Origin of the sequence: Bradyrhizobium elkanii WSM2783, from assembly GCF_000472865.1 — a bacterium.
GTDB lineage: Bacteria > Pseudomonadota > Alphaproteobacteria > Rhizobiales > Xanthobacteraceae > Bradyrhizobium > Bradyrhizobium elkanii_A.
The window spans coordinates 13,896-37,747 of the sequence record NZ_AXAP01000035.1 but is presented as its reverse complement, the minus strand read 5'-3'; the positions used below and the strand labels follow the sequence as shown (position 1 = coordinate 37,747).

23 protein-coding genes and 2 pseudogenes are annotated in these 23,852 nt (G+C 58.5%); 12 read left to right on the top strand and 13 right to left on the bottom strand.

All coding sequences use genetic code 11. From position 1 onward, the window contains the following. Positions 1-713: 713 nt before the first annotated feature. On the bottom strand, positions 714-1,400 hold the full coding sequence (locus YY7_RS56810) for a hypothetical protein (RefSeq protein ID WP_155255340.1): 687 nt from the start codon (positions 1,398-1,400) through the stop codon (positions 714-716). Positions 1,401-1,451: 51 nt separating this feature from the next. Then, complete coding sequence (locus YY7_RS52975) at positions 1,452-2,699, bottom strand: TAXI family TRAP transporter solute-binding subunit (RefSeq protein ID WP_051396942.1); 1,248 nt, start codon at positions 2,697-2,699, stop codon at positions 1,452-1,454. A gap of 594 nt (positions 2,700-3,293) precedes the next feature. On the opposite strand from YY7_RS52975, the gene YY7_RS0126970 reads away from it, so the two are divergent. After that, positions 3,294-6,584: a non-ribosomal peptide synthetase gene (locus YY7_RS0126970; RefSeq protein WP_245287418.1), complete on the top strand. Its 3,291-nt coding sequence runs from the start codon at positions 3,294-3,296 to the stop codon at positions 6,582-6,584. Between the two features lies 1 nt (position 6,585). On the opposite strand, the gene YY7_RS0126965 is transcribed toward YY7_RS0126970, so the two are convergent. The 4 genes from YY7_RS0126965 to panD all read right to left on the bottom strand — a co-directional run bounded on the left by YY7_RS0126965 (position 6,586) and on the right by panD (position 11,587). Then, entirely contained in the window at positions 6,586-7,737 is a 1,152-nt protein-coding gene (locus tag YY7_RS0126965; RefSeq protein WP_028165937.1) for an ABC transporter ATP-binding protein, read from the bottom strand. A gap of 2 nt (positions 7,738-7,739) precedes the next feature. After that, complete coding sequence (locus YY7_RS0126960) at positions 7,740-8,471, bottom strand: ABC transporter permease (protein WP_035691020.1); 732 nt, start codon at positions 8,469-8,471, stop codon at positions 7,740-7,742. 101 nt (positions 8,472-8,572) lie between these two features. Further along, the gene (locus tag YY7_RS0126955) at positions 8,573-10,984 is read right to left on the bottom strand and encodes a condensation domain-containing protein (RefSeq protein WP_283807021.1); all 2,412 of its coding nucleotides are present in this window, start codon (positions 10,982-10,984) and stop codon (positions 8,573-8,575) included. 147 nt (positions 10,985-11,131) lie between these two features. After that, on the bottom strand, positions 11,132-11,587 hold the full coding sequence (gene panD / locus YY7_RS0126950; RefSeq protein ID WP_028165934.1) for an aspartate 1-decarboxylase: 456 nt from the start codon (positions 11,585-11,587) through the stop codon (positions 11,132-11,134). A gap of 67 nt (positions 11,588-11,654) precedes the next feature. Here panD and YY7_RS0126945 point away from each other — a divergent pair, with 67 nt between their 5' ends. Both YY7_RS0126945 and YY7_RS0126940 read left to right on the top strand, forming a co-directional pair. After that, a complete protein-coding gene (locus tag YY7_RS0126945; RefSeq protein WP_028165933.1) occupies positions 11,655-11,930 on the top strand; it encodes a hypothetical protein in 276 nt (91 codons plus the stop codon). Between the two features lie 506 nt (positions 11,931-12,436). Continuing rightward, positions 12,437-12,730 carry a hypothetical protein gene (locus YY7_RS0126940; protein WP_028165932.1) on the top strand — a complete coding sequence of 98 codons (294 nt, stop codon included), beginning with the start codon at positions 12,437-12,439 and terminating at the stop codon, positions 12,728-12,730. 134 nt (positions 12,731-12,864) lie between these two features. On the opposite strand, the gene YY7_RS60705 is transcribed toward YY7_RS0126940, so the two are convergent. From YY7_RS60705 to YY7_RS63465, 5 genes are read right to left on the bottom strand one after another with little or no spacing between them, the layout of a single operon-like run. Next, the gene (locus YY7_RS60705) at positions 12,865-13,245 is read right to left on the bottom strand and encodes a hypothetical protein (RefSeq protein WP_155255339.1); all 381 of its coding nucleotides are present in this window, start codon (positions 13,243-13,245) and stop codon (positions 12,865-12,867) included. After that, positions 13,226-13,849 carry a peroxidase family protein gene (locus YY7_RS64485; RefSeq protein WP_283807023.1) on the bottom strand — a complete coding sequence of 208 codons (624 nt, stop codon included), beginning with the start codon at positions 13,847-13,849 and terminating at the stop codon, positions 13,226-13,228. Before YY7_RS64485 ends, YY7_RS60705 begins: the two co-directional genes overlap by 20 nt. A 19-nt stretch (positions 13,850-13,868) precedes the next feature. Beyond that, on the bottom strand, positions 13,869-14,255 hold the full coding sequence (locus YY7_RS64480; protein ID WP_080663864.1) for a peroxidase family protein: 387 nt from the start codon (positions 14,253-14,255) through the stop codon (positions 13,869-13,871). Further along, positions 14,162-14,506: a hypothetical protein gene (locus tag YY7_RS56790; protein WP_028165928.1), complete on the bottom strand. Its 345-nt coding sequence runs from the start codon at positions 14,504-14,506 to the stop codon at positions 14,162-14,164. Before YY7_RS56790 ends, YY7_RS64480 begins: the two co-directional genes overlap by 94 nt. Before the next feature lie 37 nt (positions 14,507-14,543). Then, a complete protein-coding gene (locus YY7_RS63465; protein ID WP_245287417.1) occupies positions 14,544-14,666 on the bottom strand; it encodes a peroxidase family protein in 123 nt (40 codons plus the stop codon). Between the two features lie 485 nt (positions 14,667-15,151). Between YY7_RS63465 and YY7_RS0126905 the strand changes: the two genes are divergently transcribed. From YY7_RS0126905 to YY7_RS60700, 3 genes are all read left to right on the top strand, one after another. Further along, positions 15,152-15,658 carry a GlcG/HbpS family heme-binding protein gene (locus tag YY7_RS0126905; RefSeq protein ID WP_196237338.1) on the top strand — a complete coding sequence of 169 codons (507 nt, stop codon included), beginning with the start codon at positions 15,152-15,154 and terminating at the stop codon, positions 15,656-15,658. A gap of 94 nt (positions 15,659-15,752) precedes the next feature. Further along, positions 15,753-16,016 (top strand): hypothetical protein, encoded by a 264-nt coding sequence (locus tag YY7_RS52965; RefSeq protein ID WP_051396941.1) that lies wholly within the window; start codon positions 15,753-15,755, stop codon positions 16,014-16,016. A gap of 733 nt (positions 16,017-16,749) precedes the next feature. Beyond that, positions 16,750-17,043, top strand: coding sequence for a hypothetical protein (locus YY7_RS60700; protein ID WP_155255338.1), 294 nt, complete (start codon positions 16,750-16,752; stop codon positions 17,041-17,043). Positions 17,044-17,548: 505 nt separating this feature from the next. On the opposite strand, the gene YY7_RS0126885 is transcribed toward YY7_RS60700, so the two are convergent. Together YY7_RS0126885 and YY7_RS0126875 are read right to left on the bottom strand one after the other, a co-directional pair. Next, positions 17,549-17,746 carry a hypothetical protein gene (locus YY7_RS0126885; protein WP_028165923.1) on the bottom strand — a complete coding sequence of 66 codons (198 nt, stop codon included), beginning with the start codon at positions 17,744-17,746 and terminating at the stop codon, positions 17,549-17,551. Between the two features lie 760 nt (positions 17,747-18,506). Further along, positions 18,507-18,920 (bottom strand): hypothetical protein, encoded by a 414-nt coding sequence (locus YY7_RS0126875; RefSeq protein WP_028165922.1) that lies wholly within the window; start codon positions 18,918-18,920, stop codon positions 18,507-18,509. 340 nt (positions 18,921-19,260) lie between these two features. Between YY7_RS0126875 and YY7_RS64475 the strand changes: the two genes are divergently transcribed. The 6 genes and pseudogenes from YY7_RS64475 to groL form a co-directional block, all read left to right on the top strand. Further along, positions 19,261-19,644 (top strand): MFS transporter, encoded by a 384-nt coding sequence (locus tag YY7_RS64475; RefSeq protein ID WP_028165921.1) that lies wholly within the window; start codon positions 19,261-19,263, stop codon positions 19,642-19,644. A 56-nt stretch (positions 19,645-19,700) separates the two neighbouring features. After that, complete coding sequence (locus tag YY7_RS64470; protein WP_028165920.1) at positions 19,701-19,952, top strand: MFS transporter; 252 nt, start codon at positions 19,701-19,703, stop codon at positions 19,950-19,952. Between the two features lie 613 nt (positions 19,953-20,565). Continuing rightward, positions 20,566-21,113 (top strand): annotated as a pseudogene (locus tag YY7_RS52955) (MarC family protein). A gap of 237 nt (positions 21,114-21,350) precedes the next feature. Then, positions 21,351-21,776 (top strand): Hsp20/alpha crystallin family protein, encoded by a 426-nt coding sequence (locus YY7_RS52950; protein WP_051396940.1) that lies wholly within the window; start codon positions 21,351-21,353, stop codon positions 21,774-21,776. Positions 21,777-21,852: 76 nt separating this feature from the next. Next, the gene (locus YY7_RS0126850; protein WP_028165919.1) at positions 21,853-22,251 is read left to right on the top strand and encodes an Hsp20/alpha crystallin family protein; all 399 of its coding nucleotides are present in this window, start codon (positions 21,853-21,855) and stop codon (positions 22,249-22,251) included. Between the two features lie 49 nt (positions 22,252-22,300). Continuing rightward, positions 22,301-23,767, top strand: a pseudogene (gene groL, locus YY7_RS64465) (chaperonin GroEL); the annotation flags it as partial. Positions 23,768-23,852: the final 85 nt, after the last annotated feature.

Sequence of the window (23,852 nt, the reverse complement as noted above, 5' to 3'; positions counted from 1 at the left end):
GCGCTCCTCGAGCCTGTTTTTTTCAGCCGCTATTTTGCGCGTCAGTTCGGTCACCAACTCTTCATGAAGGTGCCATAGCTGATCCATAGACAGGGATTTCAGATCACGCCTTTGCATGCTTTAAATCAGACGGTTCGATGTCCGGCATCACAGGCTAGAAGCTTTTAGAGCCGGTTCAATAGTCAAGATGGGGTACTTCATTATATCATTCGCCACTGACTTCAGTTTAAGCGAGAGGAATGAGACATGTCGTCGCATCAACTCGACCTGGAGGATACGTTTCGCGACACCAAGACTCGTGTCACTTCTGGCGACACTGTGCGGTTGTGTGAAACAGTGCCGACATTGAGCTTTCCCGTACGGTCTGGCGCGCATCGCGTCTGGCGGAACGCTTCACGTGACGAATGACCACTGGCGATGCCCAACGTTAGCATTGGTCCGGGAGAATCCTGAATTCAGGTGGCACCAAGTCTTAGCTGGCGTCACACCATGCTGACGAAACCAGCATCGTCGGTGGCGTGGAATACGACGCTGCCAGCGACCTTCTCCGGCTGGCCAGGCGATTGGCGGGAATTTGCGGTAGATATTCTTGTCCAAGGCGTCCTTCAGGACCGCCCGCGCGATCTTGACGTTTCCGGACGGAGTCCGAAACCGTTCCACCAAATGTTCCGCGGGCAACACGATCGCGGCAATCCCAAAGATCCCACCACTCGCTATTTCGCGACCTGCTCTTCCCCCTTCTTGCTCACGTGCCAAATGTGGATGTGATAGTGGGGCTTGTCGAGTCCAGGGTGACCGGAATTGAAGTAGAAGGTTACGTGATCGCCCTTTCCGGCGAGGCCCTCAAGATCGAACCGTTTCCGGTTCTCAAGATCCTCGATCGGGAGCATGTAGATCGTGCTGCTCAGTCTGCCCCGGCGGTCGAAAGCACGGTATGGTCCGTTCGGGAGCGTTTTGGGTTGAACGTAAAGCGCGCCAATGCCGGGGAAAAAGGGTGGAAAATCCACGAGCGAACTCACCTTCTCATATCCTAGACGCTCGCTTTTCTTTCTGTCGCTGATGTGCACCGCCGCTCGTTTGGGCCACCTGCGCGCGTGCATGTAGATCGTGCCGCTCGGTCTGCCCCTAAGGTCGAAAGCACGGAATGTTCTGTGCGGGAGCGTTGTAGGCCGAACGTCAAGAGCGCCGATCTCGCGGATGAAGGGCGACAAATTCACGAGCGAGCTCCCCTGTGCATACACTATGCGCGCGCTCTTCTCGTTGCTGATGTGCACCGCCAGTTGCTTTGGCGGACTGCGCGTGAGCGTTTTCGGTTGGTCCGCTATCTGCGCGTTCGCCGCACGAGCCACGGTGAGGATGGCCAGAAAGCCAATCGCACATGCACGCGTCATCATGGTCATGACCCCTCCCATTGTTGCTCCGAGGTCGCCCTGTAACGGATGTGAGATCGATCAGCGGTCTCTCCCCTTCCACCAGCGTAGGAAATCCTGAAACAAACGTTCGCGCTCGGTGGCGGAAGGCACGATGCCCGACCGATCCAGGTATCGCTCAAACTCCGCCCGCGAGTCGGCATCGGGTGCTGTTGATCGGCGCTGCTTCAGCCAGCGTTCCGCGGGAGCGAAGCGGGTCCACCCGGGCCACTCCGCCGCAACGTTGATCTCTTTCCACTTCGGGTGCCGCGCTGGACTCTCGAACTCTGAAATACGCGAAAAGAACGCGTTAACGAAGGTCTCTAAGCGCTGGTACCGCTCGCTTGCCCGAGGCGAGTTGTAAGTGATGAGGACCGAACCAACCGCAAGCGTGTCGATGCGCTCGTCAGTAGCGATCAGGTTCGGGTAATCCTGATGGGTGAAAGTCGCCGGCAGGTAGTCCTCCTCCAAGGAGGACGTGTATGGGACGGGAACGAGATGGAAGCCGTCCTCGTGCTCGTAGCGTTCGAGCCACCGGGCGGGTTTGCCCGTGATGAACATCGTGGCCGCGATGTCGCCGTTCCGCATGCGTTCAACAGCTGCATTCTGGTCAACGTTTATTTCTGTCGCTTTCAGGCCTAGTCGAGTGAGAATGTCCCGCGCCAGGATGTCCGTACCGCTATCCTCCTCACCAAGGTTGACGCGTGTTCCAGCGAGATCGGCAACGGTGCGGATCTCTGGGCGAGCAAGAATGTGGAGTTCTTCGTAGAAGAGCGGGGCGATGTAGACCAAGCTCTTTGAGATATCACCCAACTCCTTGCCGGCGCGCAGGCGGTTGAGCAAAATTTTGGGAGTGATGCCCATGTCGGCGCCGGGCAAGGTTAGCACGTCACGAACGTTCTGAATGCCGCCCTTGTCGACCATCGGCAGAATCCGCAATGCCACCTCACCTCTCGGACCAGTCTCCTGTCCGGTCGCGAGAACCGTCGAAATGTCTTGGGCGATTGCAAAATCAGTCCCGGTTGGGCGGCCCGTCACGATTCCCACCGTATTTGTGCTAGGGGAGCGCTTGGCTTGTGCCAGTCGAGGCATGGTCTGCATTGGATAGGGCGGTATCTGTGGCGTAGCTTCAGGCGCGTTCGTTCGCGCAATCAATGGCACAGCCTGATGAAACATGCAGGCCAATAGCAAGAACACAACCATCGCCAATCGCCTAGGCACAAGCTTGCGATGCGGTCTACAAGCCGTCTTCCGGTCCTCGACGATAGCAATGAAGATGCCCATGTTCATCGTAGGCTCCGCCTAGCCCACTCGCGCCGCAAGTGGCACTCTTCTTTAGGCCGGCCAAGCTACTGCTTCGATCAATCCGGCCCGCCGCTCGCGGCTCGCCATGTTCGTGGCGCCTATTTGGTACCTCGCTCCGCGTTTGCGCCTGTGCGATGCCGCCTTGATAAGGCAAGTCAAAAACTGCACGCCGATGCGGGTCAATGTTGAACGCCGGCTGACACTCTAACCGCCGACTCAGCCTACCGAAAACTACCTCTTTCGAGGTATTTGCCCACCCTTTCGTCCTGTGGCCGGTGAACGTACTTGTGTGATGCACCTCGTTTCCCAAGCTGAAGCTCTCTCAGAGGCTCGCCGCCATCATGTTGCCGAGAGGCGACGACGACGGGGGTTTGGAGTGAGAGCGACTCGCCGGCACCAAGTCTGGTTGCCGCCGGTTATGAATTTCTCCAAAATTTCGTATAGGTAATTCAGTATTCATGAGCTTTTTCTGTGAAGACGCTTATGTTATATTTTCGGAATTATTTTTGATGCCCCTCCATCTATGCAGATGCTGAAAGCTTAGTGCCGCATCCCTATTGCCTCGGAATGGAGAGATGTTTGCTTGATTTTCCGACCCGAGATGAACTGCGAGCAGCCTCCGCCCAGCAGCGGGCTTTCTGGTTGGCGAATGAAATCGACCCGGGAACGCCCGTATTCAATCTGTTGAGAGTACTGCGGCTCAGAGGGATGGTTCACAACCATCTCCTCGCGCGTGCATTTGACGACCTTATCGCGCGGCACGAAGTCCTGCGGACGGGGCTTGTCGAGCGAAACGGGATGGTTCTGCAGCATGTGCATGAGAAGATCTCGTTCGCCGTCGACGAGCAGGACTTCGGCTCACTGCCGGAACCTGAACGTCGTATGCAGGTGGACGCACTTGCGGCGCGAATGTGTCAGACTGCCTTTGATCTTGCCGTACCGCCGCACTTACGCGTTGCGCTTGCGCGGGTGTCGGAACAAGAACACGTACTCGTGATCGTATTTCATCACATCATCGTCGACGGATCGTCAATGGGGACTTTCTTCGATGAACTCGCCAGTCTCTACGAGGCGAGACTAGGCAACAAGCCGGCTGTTCTGCCGGAGCTCGCGTTTCAATACAGCGATTTCGCCGAACGGCAGGAACGGCTGTACGCGCGGGCGGCATTCGAGCAAGACGTCGCGTTCTGGCGGAAAGCGCTTGCTGGCGCGCCACCTGTCCTTGCATTGCCGACTGTTCGCCCGCGTTCCGCCCCGCGGGGCCACCGCGGCAAGCGTCTCGGCTTCGACATAGATGAACGTCTCACCGAAACGCTGCGAGCGTTGTGCGCCCGCCACGGTGCCACTCTCTTCATGGGCCTTCTATCGGCATTCCAAATTCTGCTGCAACGCTGGGCCGATACAGATGACGTCGTGGTCGGTACGCCAGTGTCCGGAAGTCGCGACGAGGATCTCGCGCAACTCATCGGTTGCTTTGTGAACACATTGGCGCTGCGCGGGGATCTGTCAGGCGATCCCACCTTTTCTGCAATGCTGGCCCGCAATCGATCGGTCTTGCTTGACGCGTTTGAGCACCAGCACGTTCCATTCGAGCGGGTCGTGGCTGATATGGGTAGTCCGCGGACACGGGACCATTCCCCCATCTTTCAGGTCATGTTCGTGCTTCAGAACTTTCGACATCAAGCGCCGAAGTTGGCCGGCCTCCAGATTCAGGACGTGGACGTCGACCCTGGTGTGGCCAAACTGGATCTCTCGCTCGAGATCATCGAGAGTGACGGACTCGCTTGCTCATTCGAATATGACAGCGAACTCTTCGATCCGTCGACGATAGCGCAAATGGCCGATCAATTCCGGCGTATCCTGGAGGCGGTCGTCGACAAACCCGAGCGAGCTATCAGTGGCATCAACTTGCTTGACAAGGACGACTGGCAACGTGCGGTGTTCGAGTGGAATTCCACGGCGCGCGAATACCTGCAACATACGCCGGCAGACGCCTTTGCCGCGATTTCGGCCAAGCTGCCGGGCGACGTCGCGCTCATTTCTGACGATCAGCGGATCAGCTTTGGCGAGCTTGCTCGGTGTGCGGGTCAGGTCGCAACGGCGCTGCGTGGCCATACCGCCGAGCCGGTCGGCATCTTCCTGCCCCGCTCGGTCGATGCCTTTACGGCAGTACTGGGGTGCCTGGTCGCCGGCATACCGTGGGTTCCTCTCGATACCGCCCAACCGGATAAGCGCCTCGCGCAACTCGTCGCACTGGCCGGCTGCCGTACCGTGCTCACCCTTCGCGCGTTGTCCAACCGCTTGCCTTCCGGGCTTTCAGCGGTCGTGATGGATCGGGATGCTCCGCTTTGGAGCAAGCCGGTCGAGATGGTGGGTACAGGAGCGGGCATCGATCTCGCCTATGTCCTCTTCACGTCCGGCTCGACCGGGGTGCCGAAAGGCGTCATGGGCGCGACCAGAGCCTTGATGAACCGGATCGACTGGATGCATGAGGCGTATCCGTTCGCCCGCGGCGAGGTGGCCTGTTGCAAGACGTCGATCGGCTTCGTTGACGCCGTCTGGGAAATGCTTGGACCGCTGCTGGCAGGCGTGCCGACGGTGATTATTCCGGATGAGATCATCCTTGACCCGGAAAAATTTATCGCGCTGCTCGGACAGCATTGCGTCACCAGGATTGTGCTCGTGCCGACGTTGCTGCGCGTGCTGCTCGACCACGCGCCCGACCTGGGAAGGCGTCTGCCGGCTCTCGAGATGTGGTCGGTGAGCGGCGAAGTTCTCACGCCGGATCTCGTGAGACGTTTCAAGCTGGCCTGCCCCGGCCGAAAGCTCATCAATCTCTACGGATCTTCCGAGGTCGCAGCCGACATTCTTGTCCACGAGGTTCAGGACGCAGACGCCGACGGACCCGTGCCGATTGGCAAACCCATTGCCAATACGCAGGTCTACGTTCTCGACCGCGTGGGCCAGCCTACCCCGGTGGGCATGCCCGGCGTGATCCACGCGGGCGGCGCTTGCCTGGCACTTGGCTATTGGGGCAAACCCGATCTGACTGCCGAGCGCTTCAGAGTCAATCCGATTGCGGGCGCGCCTTCGCCGATACTGTTCAATACTGGCGACCGTGGAGTGTGCCGGGCGGATGGCACGATCCTTTATCTCGGCCGCAACGACAACCAGGTGAAGCTGCGGGGTGTCAGGCTGGAACTCGACGAAGTCCTTGGGGCGCTCCGCAGCCACGCCGCGGTGAAGGACGCCGCAGCGATGATCGTGGGCGATGCTGACCAACAACGACTGGTCGCATTCGTTGTCGGACACCAGGAACAGAAGGCGCCCGTTCCGAGCGAATTGCGTGCATCGCTTCAGGAGCGTTTGCCGTCGGCAGCGGTCCCAGCCAAACTGTTCGTGGTTGATGCGCTTCCGCTCTTGCCGAGCGGCAAGGTCGATCAGATGGCTCTCAAATCGCTTGCTGATGCGCCCACACGCCAGGAGGCTGCACCCGGCACGATGCCGGTGAATGCCGACGTGGCAGAGATCTGGCGAACCGTACTGCGTGAGGACGACATTCAAGCAACCGACGATTTCTTCGACCTCGGCGGCAATTCACTGCTTGCCATGCAAGTCATCGTGCGCGTGCGGCGCCGGTTCGGCATCGACATCCCAATCCGGGCGCTGTTCGACAACCCAACGCTGGCAGGTTTCTCGAATGCCGTAAAAGACGCCCCGCCGGCCGACGACCAGGAATTGACGGAGATCAGGCCACAGGCGCGGTCGAGAACGGAGTTGAGCGAGCTGAGGAATCGACTTGTCCAACTGTCGCCCGAGGAACTCGATGCGCTGATACGCAGCGTAGGGCGGGACATTGAAGCAATTTAATTTAATTCGGGTCTCGCTCCAGCCTGTTGCTGTGCGCCATGTAGAAATCGCCCTGCACGATAAGACCCGGATCTACACGAAACGGCGCGGCACGCACGCGTTTGGCTAGAACACGACCGGCGTCTGTGGCGACCGTGAGATCGACTGTGTAAAGCCCCCGTTGCATAGCAAGCATCGGACAATCAAAAACAATGCACCCGTGTCCCACCACGAGAGTGGACCTCGACGACACAAGCTCGGTGCAGATATAGCCGCTGGGCCAGATGAAACTCACCGTGAACACGGCGTCGTCAACCAATGCTGTGGCCTCGTAGCTCACGCGCACAGTCAGAGCGTCTCCCGTCCTAGGTCGAGCGCCGTCACGGCCGACGAAGCTGACGCCGTGTAGGACGACGGCGCCACCCTCGAGATTCGAACCGGAGGCTGGGATGCGCGTTGCCGCAATGATCTGGTATTTCTCGATCATGTCACTCGGGGCGCCTTCGCCCGCCACTTCACCAGAGGTAAGCAGAAGGACTCTGTCGCAAAGCCGCTCGACTGCCGCGAGATCATGGGAAACGAGCAGAATTGTACGTCCCGAGCGTCGGATTTCCTCGATCCGGTCCATGCAACGAGCCTGGAAAGCCAGGTCGCCCACTGCCAATACTTCGTCGAGAAGAAGGATATCTGCGTCGAGGTGCGCGGCGACGGCAAAGCCCAGCCTGACGAACATTCCTGATGAATAGGTCTTGACCGGGGCATCGATAAACTCGGCGAGTCCTGAGAATTCCAGGATGTGGTCGAAGCGCTTTCGTACTTGCCCCACTGGAACTCCGAAGATCGCAGCGTTTAGGAAGACATTATCGCGGCCACTGAGTTCGGAATGGAAACCTGCTCCAACTTCCACCAGGGACATCAACCGACCGGCGATAGTGATTTGTCCGCTATCAGGCGAAGTGATGCGGGCGAGCAGTTTGATCAATGTGGTTTTGCCAGAACCATTCGGGCCGACAACCCCCAGTGTCTCGCCACGCCGAACGTCGAAGCTGACATTTTTCAGTGCCCAAAAGCGTTCTGCAGGCCTGAATCTGAACAGGCCGCGGCCGCTCCTGCCGTCGCGATGGACACGATAGGACTTTGACACGTTGTGGGCAACGATATCGACAGCAGACATGACTAGATTTCGTCGACCATGGTTGGTTCGGCAGTCTTAAATGCGAAATAAGCAATCGCGAACAGAACTAGCCCCACGAGAGCGGCGTAAACGAGCTGCGCGAGGCTGATGGTTTGCTTGTCGATCAATGCGCCCCGGAAGGCCTCGACCAGCAGTGCCAGTGGGTTGAGTGTATAGATTGCGCGCCAGTGCTCGGGAACGGCGCCCGATGGGTACAGGACGGGCGTCGTGAACAACAATCCCTGGAGTAAAAGAGGCAATCCGATCGCGACATCGCGAAATCCGATCTGCGCAATGGAGAGCAGCAGCGAAAACGCAGCTGCATAAACGATCAGGATCAGGCTGATTGGCAGAAGTTCGATCGCGGTCGCCGGAATGCTGTGGCCGGTGCATACGAGAGCGACCATCGTCAGCGCCGTCGCGATCGCGAGGTCGGCGAGGGCCGCGAGGACGCTAGAGAACGGCACGATGTCGCGAGGGAAATACACCTTGGCGATGAGTGATCTGCTGTTCAACACGTTCGCGGCCGAGGTGCTGAGAGATGTCGCGAAGAATGTCCACGGCGACAAGCTGGCAAGGATAAAGAGTGGGTAAGCGATCCCAGAGGTCGCATAGCCACCGACGGCCAAACCGACCACTGAGAGAAATCCCAGGAATGCAAGTGGCTGCAAGACCGCCCAAGCCCACCCTAGCCAACTGTTCTGATAGCGAACCCGGAGGCGGTTGACGGTCATGTATCCGAGCAACTCGCGATAGGCCGCAAGCTCAGCGAGACCGGCGGGCACACGCCGCGAGACTGGCGTTGCACTCCCGATAGTAATGGTAGGTCGCTCAGTCACTGAGTAGGTCCGGGCGAAACCGGAGGCCGCACTACTGCATCCAACACGGCGGAGATTGTTGCGCGGCTCTGCGGATTTGTTATCCAGCTGAGATGGTCACCGGGCAACATATGGACCGCGACCCGGCCGGTAACCCGACGATCCCAACCAGACGCAACGTCGGCAATGCCCAATCGTGTCATTTCCGCCTTGAACTGGTGAACGTCTCCGTCAAAAAGGCGTTCGGGCTGGTATGAGCGCACGGCCTGCCAGATCATCGCCCAGATGCGTTGGACCTGCTCATGCTCTGGCGTCGTCGGTTGAGGTGGTTGTCGCAAGATAAAATCTAAAAATCGGCGCTTGGCCACCCTGACCGAACCTAGAAAGGCTGGCTTCGATTCCCAGAAGCCGCGGACGGGCGTATCCAACATGGCGAGAAAAGCAACCTCATCACCTTGCCGCTGAAGCTGAAGCGCTAACTCGTAAGACAATACGCCGCCTTCGCAGCCGCCGGCCAGCAGATACGGGCCTTTCGGTTGAACCGCTTTCAGTCGATACCGGAATTCCGCAGCAATGGCCTCCACGCTATCAAGCATGGGCCGGCCGGCAAGCAGTTGCTGCTCCTGAAGGAAGTAAGCATCCAATCTATATATCGACGGCCCCCGCGGCATCGCCGCAGCCAGTTCATCGAGACCGTTTTGCGCAGCGCTTACAAACAGCACCCGGCCGTCAATTCCGTCTGCGAGTTTGATGATGGAGTAATCCAATTCGCTAGTATTGTTTTCAAGGAGACCATTCACTAGCCCGGCGACGGTGGGGGCCTTGAAGAAAAGCGCAACCGGCAGCTTCCGATCGAGGTAAATGCACAGCTGCGACATCAGCCGCACCGCCAACAGCGAGTCGCCGCCGGCATCAAAGAAGTCTTCGCGCATATGATTTGGTGGGACGCCGAGAAGCCGCCGCCATAGCTCGGCAACGAGTTTCTCGAGCACCTCGCGACGCTTCGTTGTTTCGCAGGGGCTGGGCGCGAAGCTGTTGGCGGAGGTGGCACCAAAAGCATCGCGAATGTGATGGCGAGGCATGGCGGCGCCTGTGCCGTGTCTCGGATACGCCCTGAGCGTGGTAATATCTCCATAAGCAATTTCAAGGAGGACGGTTTGCAGCGTGCCCGATAGACGGAAAACTGTACGGGGAGACACCTTGTCTGGTCGGCTATCGAAACCGAGCCATAGTATCCCGTCAGGCGTCTCCGATGCGGTTACAAAAAGATCGATTGATGGCACGGGAGACGGAAGCCAGATCTGTCGGCATGGCAGGCTCCCGAAGCGCTGAAACGGCGCCGGCACCGCTGCCCAAGACAGCATTACCTGACTAAGCGGCGAAGAATCGGCAGAGCGTGAGGGATTGTTGGCACGCACCAGCGCATCCCAGGGCACGTTCTCATACTCGAGAGTATCCATAAGCTGGCGGCCGGTGTCGGCCAGAAGCTCAGCCATTGTCCCGCCCGCGCGCAGACTCGTCTTCAGGCCAACGATATTGGCAAGGGGACCGATCACGCCCTCTGCGCCATCGCTGGCGCGGCCAGCCACAGGCACTGCGATAACGAAATCTGGCCTGTCCGCGTAAGGCGCGAGCACTGTTTCGAGCGCAGCAAGCAGCACCGTGAACAGAGTCACGCGGCCGCGCTGCGCAACCTGTTTGAGGCGATCCACCACGGCAGGGTCGAGGGACATGACGTGGTTCGCGCCGGCCTGCCCGGTAGTGGAGATTTGCTCGGAACCGAAGTCCAGGCGCGCTGTCGTGGGACCAATTTTCTCCGCGTAACACTTTAGGCGAGTGCGAAATGTGGGACTGGCGAGCCAACGGGCTTCAGCGATGGCGAAGTCGACGTATTGCCACGGCAGCGGCGCAAGTACCGGCACGCTGCGAGCACTGAATGCTCGATAGACCTCGGCCATCTCTCGCGCGAACACGCCAAGCGACAGATTATCGGCAATGATGTGGTGCAGAACGAACACCAGGACATGCGCCCCCGGCGCGCGCCTGACGGCGACCAAGCGAACCAGAGGGCCCCGGTTGAGGTCAAACGGAGCCGTGACCTGTTCACGGAGGATGGTGTTTAACTCCGTATCGGGTCTGGATGGGGCGTCGATCAGCGCGACGACAGCGCGAGGGCCCCCGACCGCTTGGCGAAGCTCGCCGCGATCATCCACGAATACTGTCCTTAGCGCCTCGTGGCGCTCGACGACAAAATCGAGGCTGAGTTGAAGCGCTGCAATGTCGAGGTCGCCGAAAATCTCGAGAGCGAACGGCAAGTGATGTTGCGGAATGCCCGGAGCGACAAGCTCCATGAACCACGTCCGACGCTGGGATGCAGATGTAGGTTCAGTGTGTGGGAGCGCTCCCGCTCTGTTCCCGGAGGCTAGCAAGGCTGTAATACTCGCTTTTCTCGTTCTGAGGGTGAGACGGTTTTCTCGCAAAACTTCAGCGCGGCTACTAAGTTCCGAACTCAATCACAAAGGCGTATGCCCCAGCATGTTTAGCTCATTTCCGATCTAGATCCCGTCAAACGGACTTCAGTCCGATTCTGCAACACGAAGGGGTATTGCTTTGATGTCGCCTGACTCACCCAGGATTTCGAAGCAATAGCGCTCCGTAGGTTCCCGAGTCACCGAATAGGTCAGGCGATCCGTAACCTGGTTGTAGCGATCGAAGGTAAGGATTTTTGGTCTCAGCTGAGCGATTCTTGTCTCGTCCACATATGTCGAACTACAGACAATGATCGCGTCACCAACTTGGCACGTGCGTGCGGCAGCACCGTTGAGGACACAACACCGCGAACCGCGTGCGCCAAAAATAACGTAGGTCGAAATTCGTGCCCCGGAGTTCTTATTCCAAATCTCCACGAATTCCATCGGGAAAATGCCTGCTTCCTGGCAGTGGTCCGGATCGAGTGTGATTGAACCGAGATAGTGAAGATTGGCCTCCGTAACATGGATGCCATGCAGTTTGGCAGCGAGCACTTTTCTCATCTGAAAGCTCCGAATCCGTGTTGGCGGTTCGTCAACGTATTTCAGTATTTCAGCACGTCGGGGATTTTTGGGCGACAACAACGATGAGCTCGCGCTCGGTCGCGAAGCGAGCCCTCTCCGTCGCGGCGGCGGCGTGCTCGATGTGGTCGTCGTCAGCGTGAAGCCCGCACTTGGATTAGGCGGCGTCACGCCCGACGTCGTGGTCGTGGTGGTGGTCCCGCACTCCTTGGTGCTAGCTGCGTGGGCGGCCGGCCGGAACCAGACTCCGCCGACAGCGGTCAACGCGGCCAAGGTTGTTGCAACAGTCAGATTTCTCAGCGACGTGGATTGCTCCTCAAAGTGAGAATTGTCATGGGGTGAGGGGTGACAGCCACCATGCGTGCTCACTACTCAAAGCTACTGAATCCTTATCCTGCTGCAACGATGGTCAACTCGCTCGTTTGGAGTTGGAACCGAGCCTGACGGAGTACCCCCAATTTGCCGCAGGCATGATCGAGCAGGTTTCGCGAGCTTTGGATCAATTCGGCGCCATTATCATCGCGCCAAGCCTGTGCTCGACGTGGAGTTGCTCGCCTTTGCCGTGGTCGTGTGGCAAAATTCAATAAGCCGAGAGCGAAGTGGCCAAGGAGGCCGGTGCGGCCGCAACCGTTTTTCGCCTAACACAGGGGATCGATCCCGAGCGCGGAGCTGCCATTCGCGAGTCGACGACAGCCTACCTGACGTCCGCTACCGCAAGCGACTGGCCGGCCATGGAGAGCCGCAAGCAAAGCCCGCTACTACTGAGACGCTGAACGAAATCTACCACGCGGTTCTTAAATTCCAGTCATTAGGTACCGATGAAGGCTCGTCTTGGCCGAGATCCTACGGCACGTTGATTCGATCAGTGAGGTTCGGCGCGAACGCCGTGTCATGGCCGACGGCGTCGTGCCCGCAATCATCCGGGTGGTGCTTTTCGGCGGCACCATTCTGACGGTCGGGTTCACCTTCATTTTCGGTGCCGAACACTTACGCGCTCAGTCGCTGATGACGGGCGCTTTGTCAGTCCGCCGCACCTATGGCTCGGAAAATTTGCGTCAGCGATGTAAGAAGACTTTCGGCATCGACCCAGCGCGGACGTTATCGACCAGGGGATTGCAATTGTGACGCTAAGATCATCGCTAGCTGGATCACCGCGCTGGACGCGACACGATTGGTCCCGTCGCTATGCGAAAAACGGCGAGTCATCTCACCAACTAAGAGGTGCCGCGCCGCCCATTAGAGCGACGCAGCCGTTGGTCTTATGCCCAGTCTCGATGGTGCAATTCGTTCGGCTTGACGTCCAGCAAGTCGATGGTCTCGTTGCCGACTTGCAGCAGTGTTCCGCCGTGGTGGTCGGAGGTTATTTTGACGTAGTCTTCGTTCAAAAGTTGCAGCTTGTCCACTTTCGGATCAAAATCAGTGATGGTTGCAGTGTTGTGTCTCCCCTTGAAGTAGTAAGTGTTGAACACGAACGTATCGGCGCCACCGCCGGTCATGGTCATGTGGCCGCTCGCGGCCACCAGCGTGTCATCTAGATCCCGTCGGTCAGGGTGTCCTCCTCCCAGGGTGCCGCTGCGCCGCTCGGTCGCAACGAAAGCATCACTCTGAATCGCCGTGGTATCAGTGTTGCGCAGGATCAAATCCGACAGGGTGGTGCCCTTGATCTCGTTCAGTCTCGCTGTCGAACTTCTGGTTCTCGAAATAGTACCGATCGCCGTCGCGCAACGCAGTGAACTGATCGCCGATGATCTTGCCGAAGGTGGGTCCGATGATGGCTCCTTCAGCATGATCCTCAGCCAATCCACCAGCCCACAAATCGACGGCATCGATAGAACCATAGGCTTTCTCGAACGCCGCCGCCGTCTTCGGATCAGAGCTGAGCTGACCGAAGCTGGTATACGGCGCAAGTCCCAGCGCCTCCCGGGTCTGGTTTAGTGTACCCAACCCTAGATCATGGCCGCGCTGGATATTGATCGCCGCTAGATCGATACCGTCCGGAGGATCGACCAGGAAGTTGCGCACGCCGTCGACAATCCGGGCGTCCAGCAGATTCGCCAGGTCTCCGGACAGATGCCGAAGCAAGCCATCTGCACCCGTAGCTTGGAACGTCGCCGTATCTTCAAAGAATGATTTCGCCAGCGTCTGCTCGGATGTGAAGGCACCTAGATTGCTGATCGCACTGATTTCATCGGAGACGATGGAGTGACCGAAGCGAAACGCAGCACCCGCAAACTCTTCGGTGATTCGCGCGTCTACCGTAGGATCATAGCCGTGGTACGGCGCAATAGCGTCGTTCTAACAGATGCGGCGGGAATTCGTTATAGGTGATGTTGACCATCTCGGCCGTGGTGATGGCCTTGGCCGTCTCGTACAGCCTGTCGCCGCTCCAATGTGGATGTTCCTCGTGCAGGCGATCAACCTGATAATTATGCTCGCGCACAAACAAGACCTGCAAGGCCGTCAGGTCGGGGTTCTCCTGCGCCCGCACGTCACCGGCCGCAAAGACCTTGCCCTGATCAGTCTCGACGATCGCGAGATTTTGCCCCGCCGACATTTTCATATGACCGTCGGCGGTCCGCAGGCTCGCTGCGGTGGCAGCGTCGGATCCGTAAATCTGCGATCCATCCAGCCAACCTGTGACCGTGTTGATGGCAGTTGCGGGATGCCGGCAACACCGGTCGCGGGATCGATGGCTACCCGCACCAGCGGAATAATGCTGCCGGCCGGGAGAAACTCATCATCAGCTGCGACCGTGATCGAGATATCCGTGATTGTGCCCTGCTTTTGCAAATCCAGATCGTGATCTATGAACTGGGCCCACCCATACATCATACCTGATAGCGCAACGCCGTCGTCGTCCATCAAATGCGGGCTTTCCTCCCCGGTGTCCTCCTGCGCCACGGCGATGTTGCTGATCGCGCGGGGGTCGGCCCCGCTGTCATTTCATTAGATCCATCGGCGAAATGCGCCGGACCCGAGCAAAGTCGGTGTCGGCCTGATTCATGTTGGGATCGGCAAGGTTGTTCCTGGAGCCGTCGATGGTACGGAATCGCAGTGCCATGGCTCACCCTCCCTGTAGAGTGTATCGGCCCAGCTACCGCTCATTGGCCGCTCTGGAAATGACGCTTTGATGATCTATTGTGACGTTCAGGCGGCAGTTGAGTGACGATATTCGGTGCCGCTGCACAATGATGATATCGAGCTACTCAAGGCTCCCCAGGCGCGGTCGATAACGAGCGCGGACGACGCCCGTTTACTCCAGCGGAGTGGCAATCTGTTTTACCGAATTACGCCAATGAAGGACCGCGGCATTCGCTTAATTCGGCGCTTTCGCCCCATAGCGGTCCTTGACGCGCAGCCAATCGAGGGGCGACCCATCCGGGCCTAGTACCCGCAATAGGAAGAGGGGCCGCTCTGCCTTTTGCGCCGGTGGCACGCCCCAGCCGATGGACTGTGGTACGGATTGGCGCAATCCTGCGGTCGCAAATGGTCCCAGTGCAGGGGCTGCCTATTTAACCGACCAGCAGATATCGGGAGGACAACAACATGAGGACGCACGACAAGACGCTAGTCGCTTCCATCGTGGCTGCAGTGATGCTCACCGCAACAGCCAGCGCTCAACAGGCGCCATCCCCACCTCCGATAACGCCTTATGGAGCGCCACTGGGGCTCGAGGCAGCCAAGAAAGTGATGGCTGCCGCGGAAACGGAGGCCGTAAAGAACAACTGGGCGATGGCCATCGTCATCCTCGACAGCACGGGCCACATGGTGATGCTGCACAAGCTCGACAATACGCAATACGGCTCTCTTATGGCTGCCGAGGACAAGGCGCACAGCGCGATTAACTACAGGCGCCCTAGCAAGGTGTTCGAGGATCTCGTGGCGCAGGGGGGCATGGGTTTGCGTTCATTGGCACTCCGTGGGGCATCTCCACTAGAAGGCGGCATTCCCATTAATGTGGATGGCAAGATTGTCGGGGCGATCGGCGTCTCTGGCGGGACGTCAGTTCAGGATGGCCAAGTCGCAAAGGCGGGTGCTGACGCAGCGAAGTGAAAACCCACCAGGCGCTCGCATCACCCGTTTGGTGCGGGGGCCTTGAAAATGCCAAGACGCTCACCGACAATTCTCCGAAACAGGGGGAATCATCATGGCGATCGTCTTCGGTGGTTTTCGACTCGGCTTGGTGTTGGCAGGCGCGGTCACCGTGTCGATGTGGCCTCACGCGGGCACCGCCTATACGCCGGAGCAGCGGCAGGCCTGCTCCCCCGATGCGATGCGACTCTGCTACGCCTTCATTCCCGATGTCGATCGCATCAAGGCCTGCATGATCCGCAATAAGTCGCAGCTCTCGCCCGCGTGCCGCGCGTTCTTCGGGTCGGGGCCTGAGCCGCAGGCGAGCGCTTCACGCTAAACAGATCCCCAAGGAAAGGGGAACGGCTCCGACACCCGGGGCAGGGTCGTGGGGGTTGGGAATGCAGGAGCCGCCTACTTGCTGCCGATCACCCCATGGACCCTGTGGGAGGAGTACATGGCGGCAAACGCCCCCCATGAAGCCGCAACCAGATGATGGCGATTCTTTCCTAGCGGCGAGCTGTGGCATGCGCCATCAGTGTCACCAGCCCCTTTCGTCGAAGTCTGTCTCGTAGCCCTTTGCAAGGCGCGGAGCTTCGCCTGGTTCCGGGACATTGGGGACAGGGTGGCCGGCTCCCCCGCAGCCGCAGGAGCCTTCCGGCGTGATCTTCACGTAGGTGCCGCTCCGATCCTGGCACAAGAGATGAGGCGCATGAAGTAGTTGTCTTCGCCGTCTCGTCGCCGATTAGGGTAGGCGGAAGAGATCGGCGGGCGAGATCGGCATGTTCGCTAAAGATCGTGCCTTGTGATCATCGGGCGCTTACCGGAGGGAGTGGAGGACTTCGCTCTTTCGAGCGCATCCAGCCTTCTTTGGCGATCCAGCTTGTCGAGAAGCCCAGCTTTGAACACCGGACCCGAGACTTCATAGTCGCCGCAAAAGTCGCAACGGATCGTCCTTCCATCGAACCTCGCAACGGTAATGTCTTGGGCCTCAGCCCCGCAAACGGGGCAACTGATCGGTTTCAAATTGGCCATATTACGCCTCCGCTTATCTCTCCGAAAACTTGGGTTTTATGGCAACGAACAAATTTAATAAATTAAATTATTTAAATGTTAAATTGGTATTTATCGATATTATGAGATTTGGGCAGGATGCGCGTTGCCGCCGCATTTTTTGCCCTTGCAATGATGATGATTGCCGCGCCCGCGAATGCCTCTGGCGGTCGCGGTCACACGATCACTGGAGAGGAGACCACCACGGTCATGTCAACGGGGCCGCCGGGCCAATTGCGGGCGCGGGTCTTCCGATGCTCGCCATCGGCTATGGCGTCTATTGGCTGATTAAGCGCCGCGGCAAGCACGACTGAGGTTCTGAAAGAAGACGCCATGCCATCGGCGAGGCGTGCGTGCGGCCGCGACGTTGAGAGGATGCTATCCCAGTATCAAACCCTTTAGGGACTTCAATCGTGGACAATCGTGTGACAGCCGCCTGTCACGTCCCGAGAGGAACGGTCCCAGCCTTTGCCCTCGATGCTGGCGCCGTTTCCTTTCGCAGAGATAGCAGACCGGGCGGTGGCTCATGCGCATCGCGAGGGAACGCTTATGGTTGTTTCGAAAGACATTGGTTCGATGAATAGCTTTCAATCCTTGCTCGGCTCCATTCATAGGCTGGAACAGGAGAGAACTGAGCTGTTTGCGCTTCGAAAAAAGGTGTCCAATTCGGAACGCGCTATCCAGCGGAAATTAATAGGTTCCCAAAACAAACAAGACGGCCGGCGGTTAGGCCTAACCAATTTCAAGACGCCATAGCCCGTGCGATCGCGTCCGGCTTCGGGGTGCTGGGGTCCGGGGATGCTTTCCGCCAGACCCCATTCAGCGAGAGCCACTCGCATTTAGCGAATGCCCATCATCGGTCGAATGCTGCGTCGATCCCATCCCAACGCGAAGCAGTGATGGTGCCTCGTAGGTGATGGCGTTGTCAAGGCCGCCCCACATGATCTCGACCTGCCAGTGATCGTCGACTCGGGCGATCGACCCGGCCAGCATGTTCGGGGCGCGCTTGATGCTCATCCTATTATCGTCAACCTGGTCGGTTCGGAACGTTGTCATGGTGCGGCCCTTCTTCGTCTCGGGCCTTTGACGGCCCCGCTGCTGACGGAAAGAGCTGGCGAATTTCGCAATACAATCAAAATGTCCAACGTCGTAACAATGCGAGCACGCACGACGCTTTCATGCTCAATCCTACTCGAATCGAATAGCGGACCTGCCCTTGGCCGAAAGTTTGTAAATGTGAGTGTCATGAGTGGCCCAGGCCCCGGCGAGAGGTTGACTTTTCCGATGCAAAGCGCTTCCGGAATATTGTCTGGGTCTGCCGTGAGCGGCTCCGCGCCATGAATGGTCTCCAAAAAAAACCGGTCCTGTTGGCCTGTTGACGAAGCCTTCACTGCGCCTTGCGGAATCTCTGCGCATCACGATGTAAAGCTGAAGTACGCTTGAGCGACCGCTTCGTTGCTATGCGGCCGCGTTCAGGAGGGCGTGGCCTGCCGAGGCCAAAGGCCTTAGCGCCGGAGGAGCTGAGGACCGCGATCGACGGAATGTGCCAGCTCTATCAACCCGCGGACCGCTACTCTCGGGCGTATCGTACCGGGGGCGATATTGCAGCGTCTCATGCTGCGAGCTGGTCTTGCTTGTCGGGGCCGCGCATGACGATCTTCAAGGCGTCATCGGGCAACCGCCGCTGGAGGCGCGTCACCCACAACCTGGGACCCGCAATCACAAAAACCTCAATGTGCTGGTTCATACTTCGGCTTGGAAGTAGGAACCGTCCTCCCTAAGTGCGTCGTATTTCCAGCCAAGCCGACCCCATGACGATGCATACGACCAGCCATGGGTGGCGGTTCATTACGAAATCGGTCAAGGCCCCACCAATCGCGGCTATGCCGACCAAAAAGCACAGCGCATATGCCAGCCAAGGCCAGTTCTTGTGTTTGGCCTCCGGCTTCCGCTCGTGGGTCCTTAGCCCTGCCCGTTTGGCCGGATTGGTCTCCGTCTGATTAGGCTGGGCGATCTCGGCCGGCGCCAGCCGATACTCCCTCTCAGCCAACTGTGGGTAGAGGTCGCCGAATGCCGCTCGCATGACCCGATCCATGGTGTCGTTCAGTTCTGGCTTGTTGTGATCAAAGTGGATTCGGTGCTGCTTATACGCACCTCTCACGACGACGACATTCTCCAGGCGCGAACGCATCCTCTCCGTTCGGGAACGCCGCAGCTAGATCGGATGACGTCCCTGAAGAATCCCTGTTCAACTGGTTAGATGGCGGCGTGCGCGACGTGTGCACCGAGAGATCAAGAAATATCTACCGTCAGCGAGCGTAAGCGGTCGTTCTTTGGAGTGGTGCGGGCGTTTAGGGCGGGGTACTTGCGCGCAAAGTGAGGGCTCGTCGCGAAATTCCCTACGAATTGCGGTATCCCCGTTCCTGCAGCACCCAACGATTGCCATCCCCGTCCGAGAAGTCGGCGAAACTTGCGTAGTCCCTGCGCGCAGGATCGAGCCCCGCGACAAAACCTCCGTTCCAAGAGCCCTTGTGAGCCTCGGCGCAGGGGCAGCGTTCACTGCGCCAGCGTGGCAATCGGTGGTGCCCAGCCTTGTGCCGAGGCGGGATCTGGCCGCGGCCGTGGCGAGCAACGGCGTTGGCGTCAACATCGGCCGGGCGATCGGACCTGCACTGGGCGGCGTCATCATCGGTGCATTGGGGAGTGCCGCGCCGTTCTGGCTGAACGCGCTTAGCAATTTCGGCGTCATCGGAGCCCTGTGGTGGTGGCGGCCGTCAAGTTCCGACGGTCATGCACTTCCTGCCGAACGTCTGATAAGCGCCCTGGTGATCGGACTTCGCCATACCCGGTACAATCCACATCTGCGGGCAACACTGATAAGAGCTGGAAGCTTCTTCTTTGCGAGCGCCTACTAGGCACTACTTCCGCTTTCGCACGTAACCAGATCGCTGGGGGACCGGCGCTTTACGGCATGTTACTCGGCGCGATCGGAGCAGGCGCTGTCGGTGGAGCTTTCGGCCTGCCCTGGATGAAAACGACCTTTGGGCCCGATCGGCTTGTCGCACTCGGCACCGTTGGCACGGCGGTCAGCCTGGTCCTGCTCGGCTTTACAGGTCACTCCATGGTCGCGTTGGTCGCCTGCATCGTCGCTGGTATTTCTCTTCCCTTACTCGCCGCGCTATCCCGTTGCGGCCTCCCCCAGATCCATCCATTCGTACTATGAGGACTCAACGTTGAGCCAACGCAGCGTTGGAATGCCGGAATTTAATGAATTGATCGACATGGCACGGTTGCTAGTGAACTTATGGGAAGCCGCGCAGCGGCTGCCTGACGGATCAGAGCGACGGGAAGCATTCAGACAGATCAGTGGCTTCCAGAGGCGGTTGGCGGCATTGGTTACGCGCGGCCTTTAGGCTCTTAGAGATGTCGTATCGGGGTCAGCGGATCTTGAGTTGTCCGACACCACTGGAGGATCTGGCGCCCCCACAAGTTGGTAGATGATTGTGCAGACGCGCCTGTTTTGAAGGAGCGGAGCCACGTTATGGGAACCGCGCTTGGCGTGCCATGTTGTTCATTCCCGCAATCGCGCTCGCTCAAGGCGCTCATTCAGGCGAAGCCAATAGCGCCGGTTGGTTGCAAGCTCGTTGGAACGGTCGCGCGAACAAAGCTCGGGGCTGGCGAATGCACGGCGGCGGCGGAGCTAAGAACAGGTACGCCAGCCGAAGAGTCGAGTCCGACGTCGGTCCGGACGTGGCAGGCGGGGCCACTCCGAAGGATCAGCAGTAAGCTGGTTACGCGCAATCTCTACTCGATTACGACCAACCAGGCCGCGATGAATGGCTTTGTTGCGGGTGATCAACCGCGATATCGGCAACCTGCCGCCGATACGGGTGTGCTTCCTACGTCGGGTTGCCGTGATCCGCAACGTCGGCGTCGACGTTTCTTCAATGTCGGCCTCGATGACTTACCGCATCGCGGGCAGCCTGCTGGCGCTGATGATCGCGTTCGAGATGTTTCAGGCCCAGTATGGAAGATACATACAGGTGGCTGATGAAACGGCTCGCGACGGAGTGGATATCCATGGGCTGACGATCACGCCCTTTGCTTTTCCGCTGCTCGTGGGGCCGGCCGAACTGAGCATCATGATCACTCTTTCCAACGACAGTCCGGATGGCTTCCCAAAGCACTGCTTGCATTTGCCTCGGTACTCGCAGCGTTCCTGATTGGACTGACGCTTTGGATGGCCGCAGCAATCGAGCGCTTCCTAGGCAGAACCGGCATCAACGTCATGACTCGCGTGATGGCGCTTGTCGTCGCCGCGATCGGCGTGAATTTCATCATGACTGGCATCAAGAGTGAATTGCCGGGATTGACGGGCCATTAGAGAGGGCCATCGAGCAAATCCGCACTCAGAATCCGACGAGGTCGAGCCCCAAGTGGCTTGGCCTGCATCCTTAGAATAAAATTTTGTTCGTAAAATCAAATACTTATAGATGACAGCAAACACGTTAGTCGATTAGCACTCACCTCTTGACAGTGCCACTCGTCGTCCCAAATCAAAGTTTTGAGGGGCGACCATGATGCCTTCTCGCCCCGTCCACAAGTACATGGGGTTGCAAACATGATCATGGGATTTGCTGATCCGTTCGACACACTTCTCGACCTACAACGCTCTCTTGAAGTGACCTTGGCCAGCGACTGGCTGCAAGATCTCACCACCAGCCGCGGACCATTCCCACCGATCAATGTTTTCCAGCAAGGCGACGACATCCTGGCCATCGTTGAGCTGCCGGGTGTCAGCAAGAGCGATTTACAGATCGAGGCTAAGGAAAACGCCATCCGCATCTTTGGCAAGAAGAAAGTCGACTATCCCGAAGAGGCGAGCCTGCATCGACGCGAGCGCGTCTCCGGCGAGTTCGATCGAACGCTGTCGGTGCCCGTGCAGATCGAGCCGGATGGCATCAGGGCTGAATATCGGGACGGCATCTTGGCGCTATTCCTGCCGCGCGCGGAAAGCGACAAGCCACGCACCGTCAAGATAACCTGACGGCAATCTGTCGCTACTGGTTCCTCCTTAAGGGCGGAGGATCGGCGCGGCACCGCAGGTTTGAGGAGATACAATCATGGTTTCTAAGAAGGAACTGCAGGTCACCCAAAAGCGGGAGTTGGAGAAGAAGGAGGAGACCACCATCCCGGCGAGGATATTCGTGCCAAACGCGGACATCTATGAGACCACAGATGGGCTCAACGTGGTTCTCGAAATGCCGGGGGTCGACAAGAATAGCGTCGATGTTCGAGTGGAGGACGACGTGCTCAAGGTCGACGGAAAGCTTGATTTCTCCAAGTACCGAGTCCTACAGCCGCTGTACACTGAGTACAATGTCGGCCACTTTTCGCGAAGCTTCCGGCTTTTCGGCAAGATCGACCAGAGCAAGATCGCAGCCGAGCTCAAGGACGGCGTGCTGTCGCTCATGCTGCCGTTGGCAGAGAAAGCTAAGCCGCGAGCCATTAAGGTCAACTGAAGCGGCGGCGGTAGGCCCGGGTGGCGTGGGCTAAGCGGGATAGCTCACGCCCATCGTCACCAAGGACGACGTTACTGTTGCCAAGGAGATCGAACTCGAGGACAGGTTCGAGAACATGGGAGCGCAGATGGTCCGCGAGGTCGCCTCAAAGACCTCCGCCAGGCTGGCGATGGCACGACGACTGCTACCGTTCTCGCACATGCAATTGTCCGGGAAGGCGCCAAGGCGGTCGCAGCGGGCATGAATCCCATGGATCTTAAGCGCGGTATTGATCTCGCGGTCGATGCGGTCGTCGATGAACTCAAGAAGAATACGAAGAAGCTAACTTCAAATGACGAAATTGCGCAGATCGCGACGATCTCTGCCAATGGTGACAAGGAAATCGGACGGTTCCTGGCCGATGCAATGAAAAAGGTTGGCAACGAGGGGGTGATCACGGTCGAGGAAGCCAAGTCACTCGAGACCGAACAAGTCGTCGAAGGCATGCAGTTCGACCGCGGCTACATCTCCCCCTATTTTGTCACCAATGCGGAGAAGATACGGGTTGAGCTGGACGATCCATACATCTTTATCCATGAAAAGAAGCTCTCGGCGTTGCAACCGATGTTGCCCCTGCTGGAATCGGTCGTACAGCCCCTGGTTATGATAGCCGACGACGTGGAAGGTGAGGCGCTTGCCACGCTTGTCGTGAACAGGCTGCGGGCCGGATTGAAGGTTGCGGCTGTTAAGGCACCCGGGTTCGGTGACCGGCGCAAAGCCATGTTGCAGGACATTGCGATTCTGACTGGCGGCAATTTCATTTCCGAGGAACTTGGCACCAAGCTTGAAAACGTCACGCTCGCCATGCTGGGACGCGCTAAGTAGGTCACGATCGACAAGGATAACACGACCATCGTCAGCGGCGCTGGCAAGAAGTCGGAGATCGAGGCGCGTATTAAACAGATCAGAGCCGAACTCGAAGAGACCAGTTCGGACTATGATTGGGAAAAGCTGCAGGAACGACTGGCGAAGCTTTCCGGCGGCGTAGCCGTCATCCGGGTCGGGGCGCGACCGAAGTCGAGGTCAAGGAGCGGAAAGACCGTGTTGACGACGCCATGCATGCGACGCGCGCCGCCGTCGAAGAAGGTATTCTTCCAGGCGGCGGAGTGGCGCTCTTGCGGGCCACGGCGGCGCTCGCGAAACTCAAGGCCGCAAACGACGATCAGCGACACGGCCTGGAAAGCGCTCACTTCGCCGGCGCGGCAGATCGCGGAAAATGCGGGAGAAGATGGATCTATCGTGGTTGGACGAGACCAAAGACTATGCCGCGGGTTTCGATGCGCAGACAGCAGAATACGGTAATCTGTTCGCGAAAGGCATCATCGACCCGACCAAGGTCGTAAGGTCCGCACTGCAGGACGCAGCTTCGATCGCCGGGCTCTTAATCACGACAGAGGCAATGGTCGCCGAAGCGCCCCAGAAGAAGGATGGGACCGGCCAAACTGTCCCTGCCGGTCCCGGCGCAATGGACTTCTGAGGGCATAAACTGTCAATCGGGTGTTCAAATTTGGCTCTGACTCACTTTTGATGCAGTTCAAGGGACGTTTGGTGCATTGATTGGG

What these genes read in the sequence shown, in the direction of transcription:
- YY7_RS56810 (WP_155255340.1), bottom strand. Translation starts at nt 1,400, where the DNA reads ATGACCATGATGACGCGTGCATGTGCGATTGGCTTTCTGGCCATCCTC.
- YY7_RS52975 (WP_051396942.1), bottom strand. Translation starts at nt 2,699, where the DNA reads ATGAACATGGGCATCTTCATTGCTATCGTCGAGGACCGGAAGACGGCT.
- YY7_RS0126965 (WP_028165937.1), bottom strand. Translation starts at nt 7,737, where the DNA reads ATGTCTGCTGTCGATATCGTTGCCCACAACGTGTCAAAGTCCTATCGT.
- YY7_RS0126960 (WP_035691020.1), bottom strand. Translation starts at nt 8,471, where the DNA reads ATGACCGTCAACCGCCTCCGGGTTCGCTATCAGAACAGTTGGCTAGGG.
- panD (WP_028165934.1), bottom strand. Translation starts at nt 11,587, where the DNA reads ATGAGAAAAGTGCTCGCTGCCAAACTGCATGGCATCCATGTTACGGAG.
- YY7_RS63465 (WP_245287417.1), bottom strand. Translation starts at nt 14,666, where the DNA reads ATGGCACTGCGATTCCGTACCATCGACGGCTCCAGGAACAACCTTGCC.
- YY7_RS0126905 (WP_196237338.1), top strand. Translation starts at nt 15,152, where the DNA reads ATGAGGACGCACGACAAGACGCTAGTCGCTTCCATCGTGGCTGCAGTG.
- YY7_RS52965 (WP_051396941.1), top strand. Translation starts at nt 15,753, where the DNA reads ATGGCGATCGTCTTCGGTGGTTTTCGACTCGGCTTGGTGTTGGCAGGC.
- YY7_RS60700 (WP_155255338.1), top strand. Translation starts at nt 16,750, where the DNA reads ATGGCAACGAACAAATTTAATAAATTAAATTATTTAAATGTTAAATTG.
- YY7_RS0126885 (WP_028165923.1), bottom strand. Translation starts at nt 17,746, where the DNA reads ATGAGCATCAAGCGCGCCCCGAACATGCTGGCCGGGTCGATCGCCCGA.
- YY7_RS0126875 (WP_028165922.1), bottom strand. Translation starts at nt 18,920, where the DNA reads ATGCGTTCGCGCCTGGAGAATGTCGTCGTCGTGAGAGGTGCGTATAAG.
- YY7_RS64470 (WP_028165920.1), top strand. Translation starts at nt 19,701, where the DNA reads ATGTTACTCGGCGCGATCGGAGCAGGCGCTGTCGGTGGAGCTTTCGGC.
- YY7_RS52950 (WP_051396940.1), top strand. Translation starts at nt 21,351, where the DNA reads ATGATCATGGGATTTGCTGATCCGTTCGACACACTTCTCGACCTACAA.
- YY7_RS0126850 (WP_028165919.1), top strand. Translation starts at nt 21,853, where the DNA reads ATGGTTTCTAAGAAGGAACTGCAGGTCACCCAAAAGCGGGAGTTGGAG.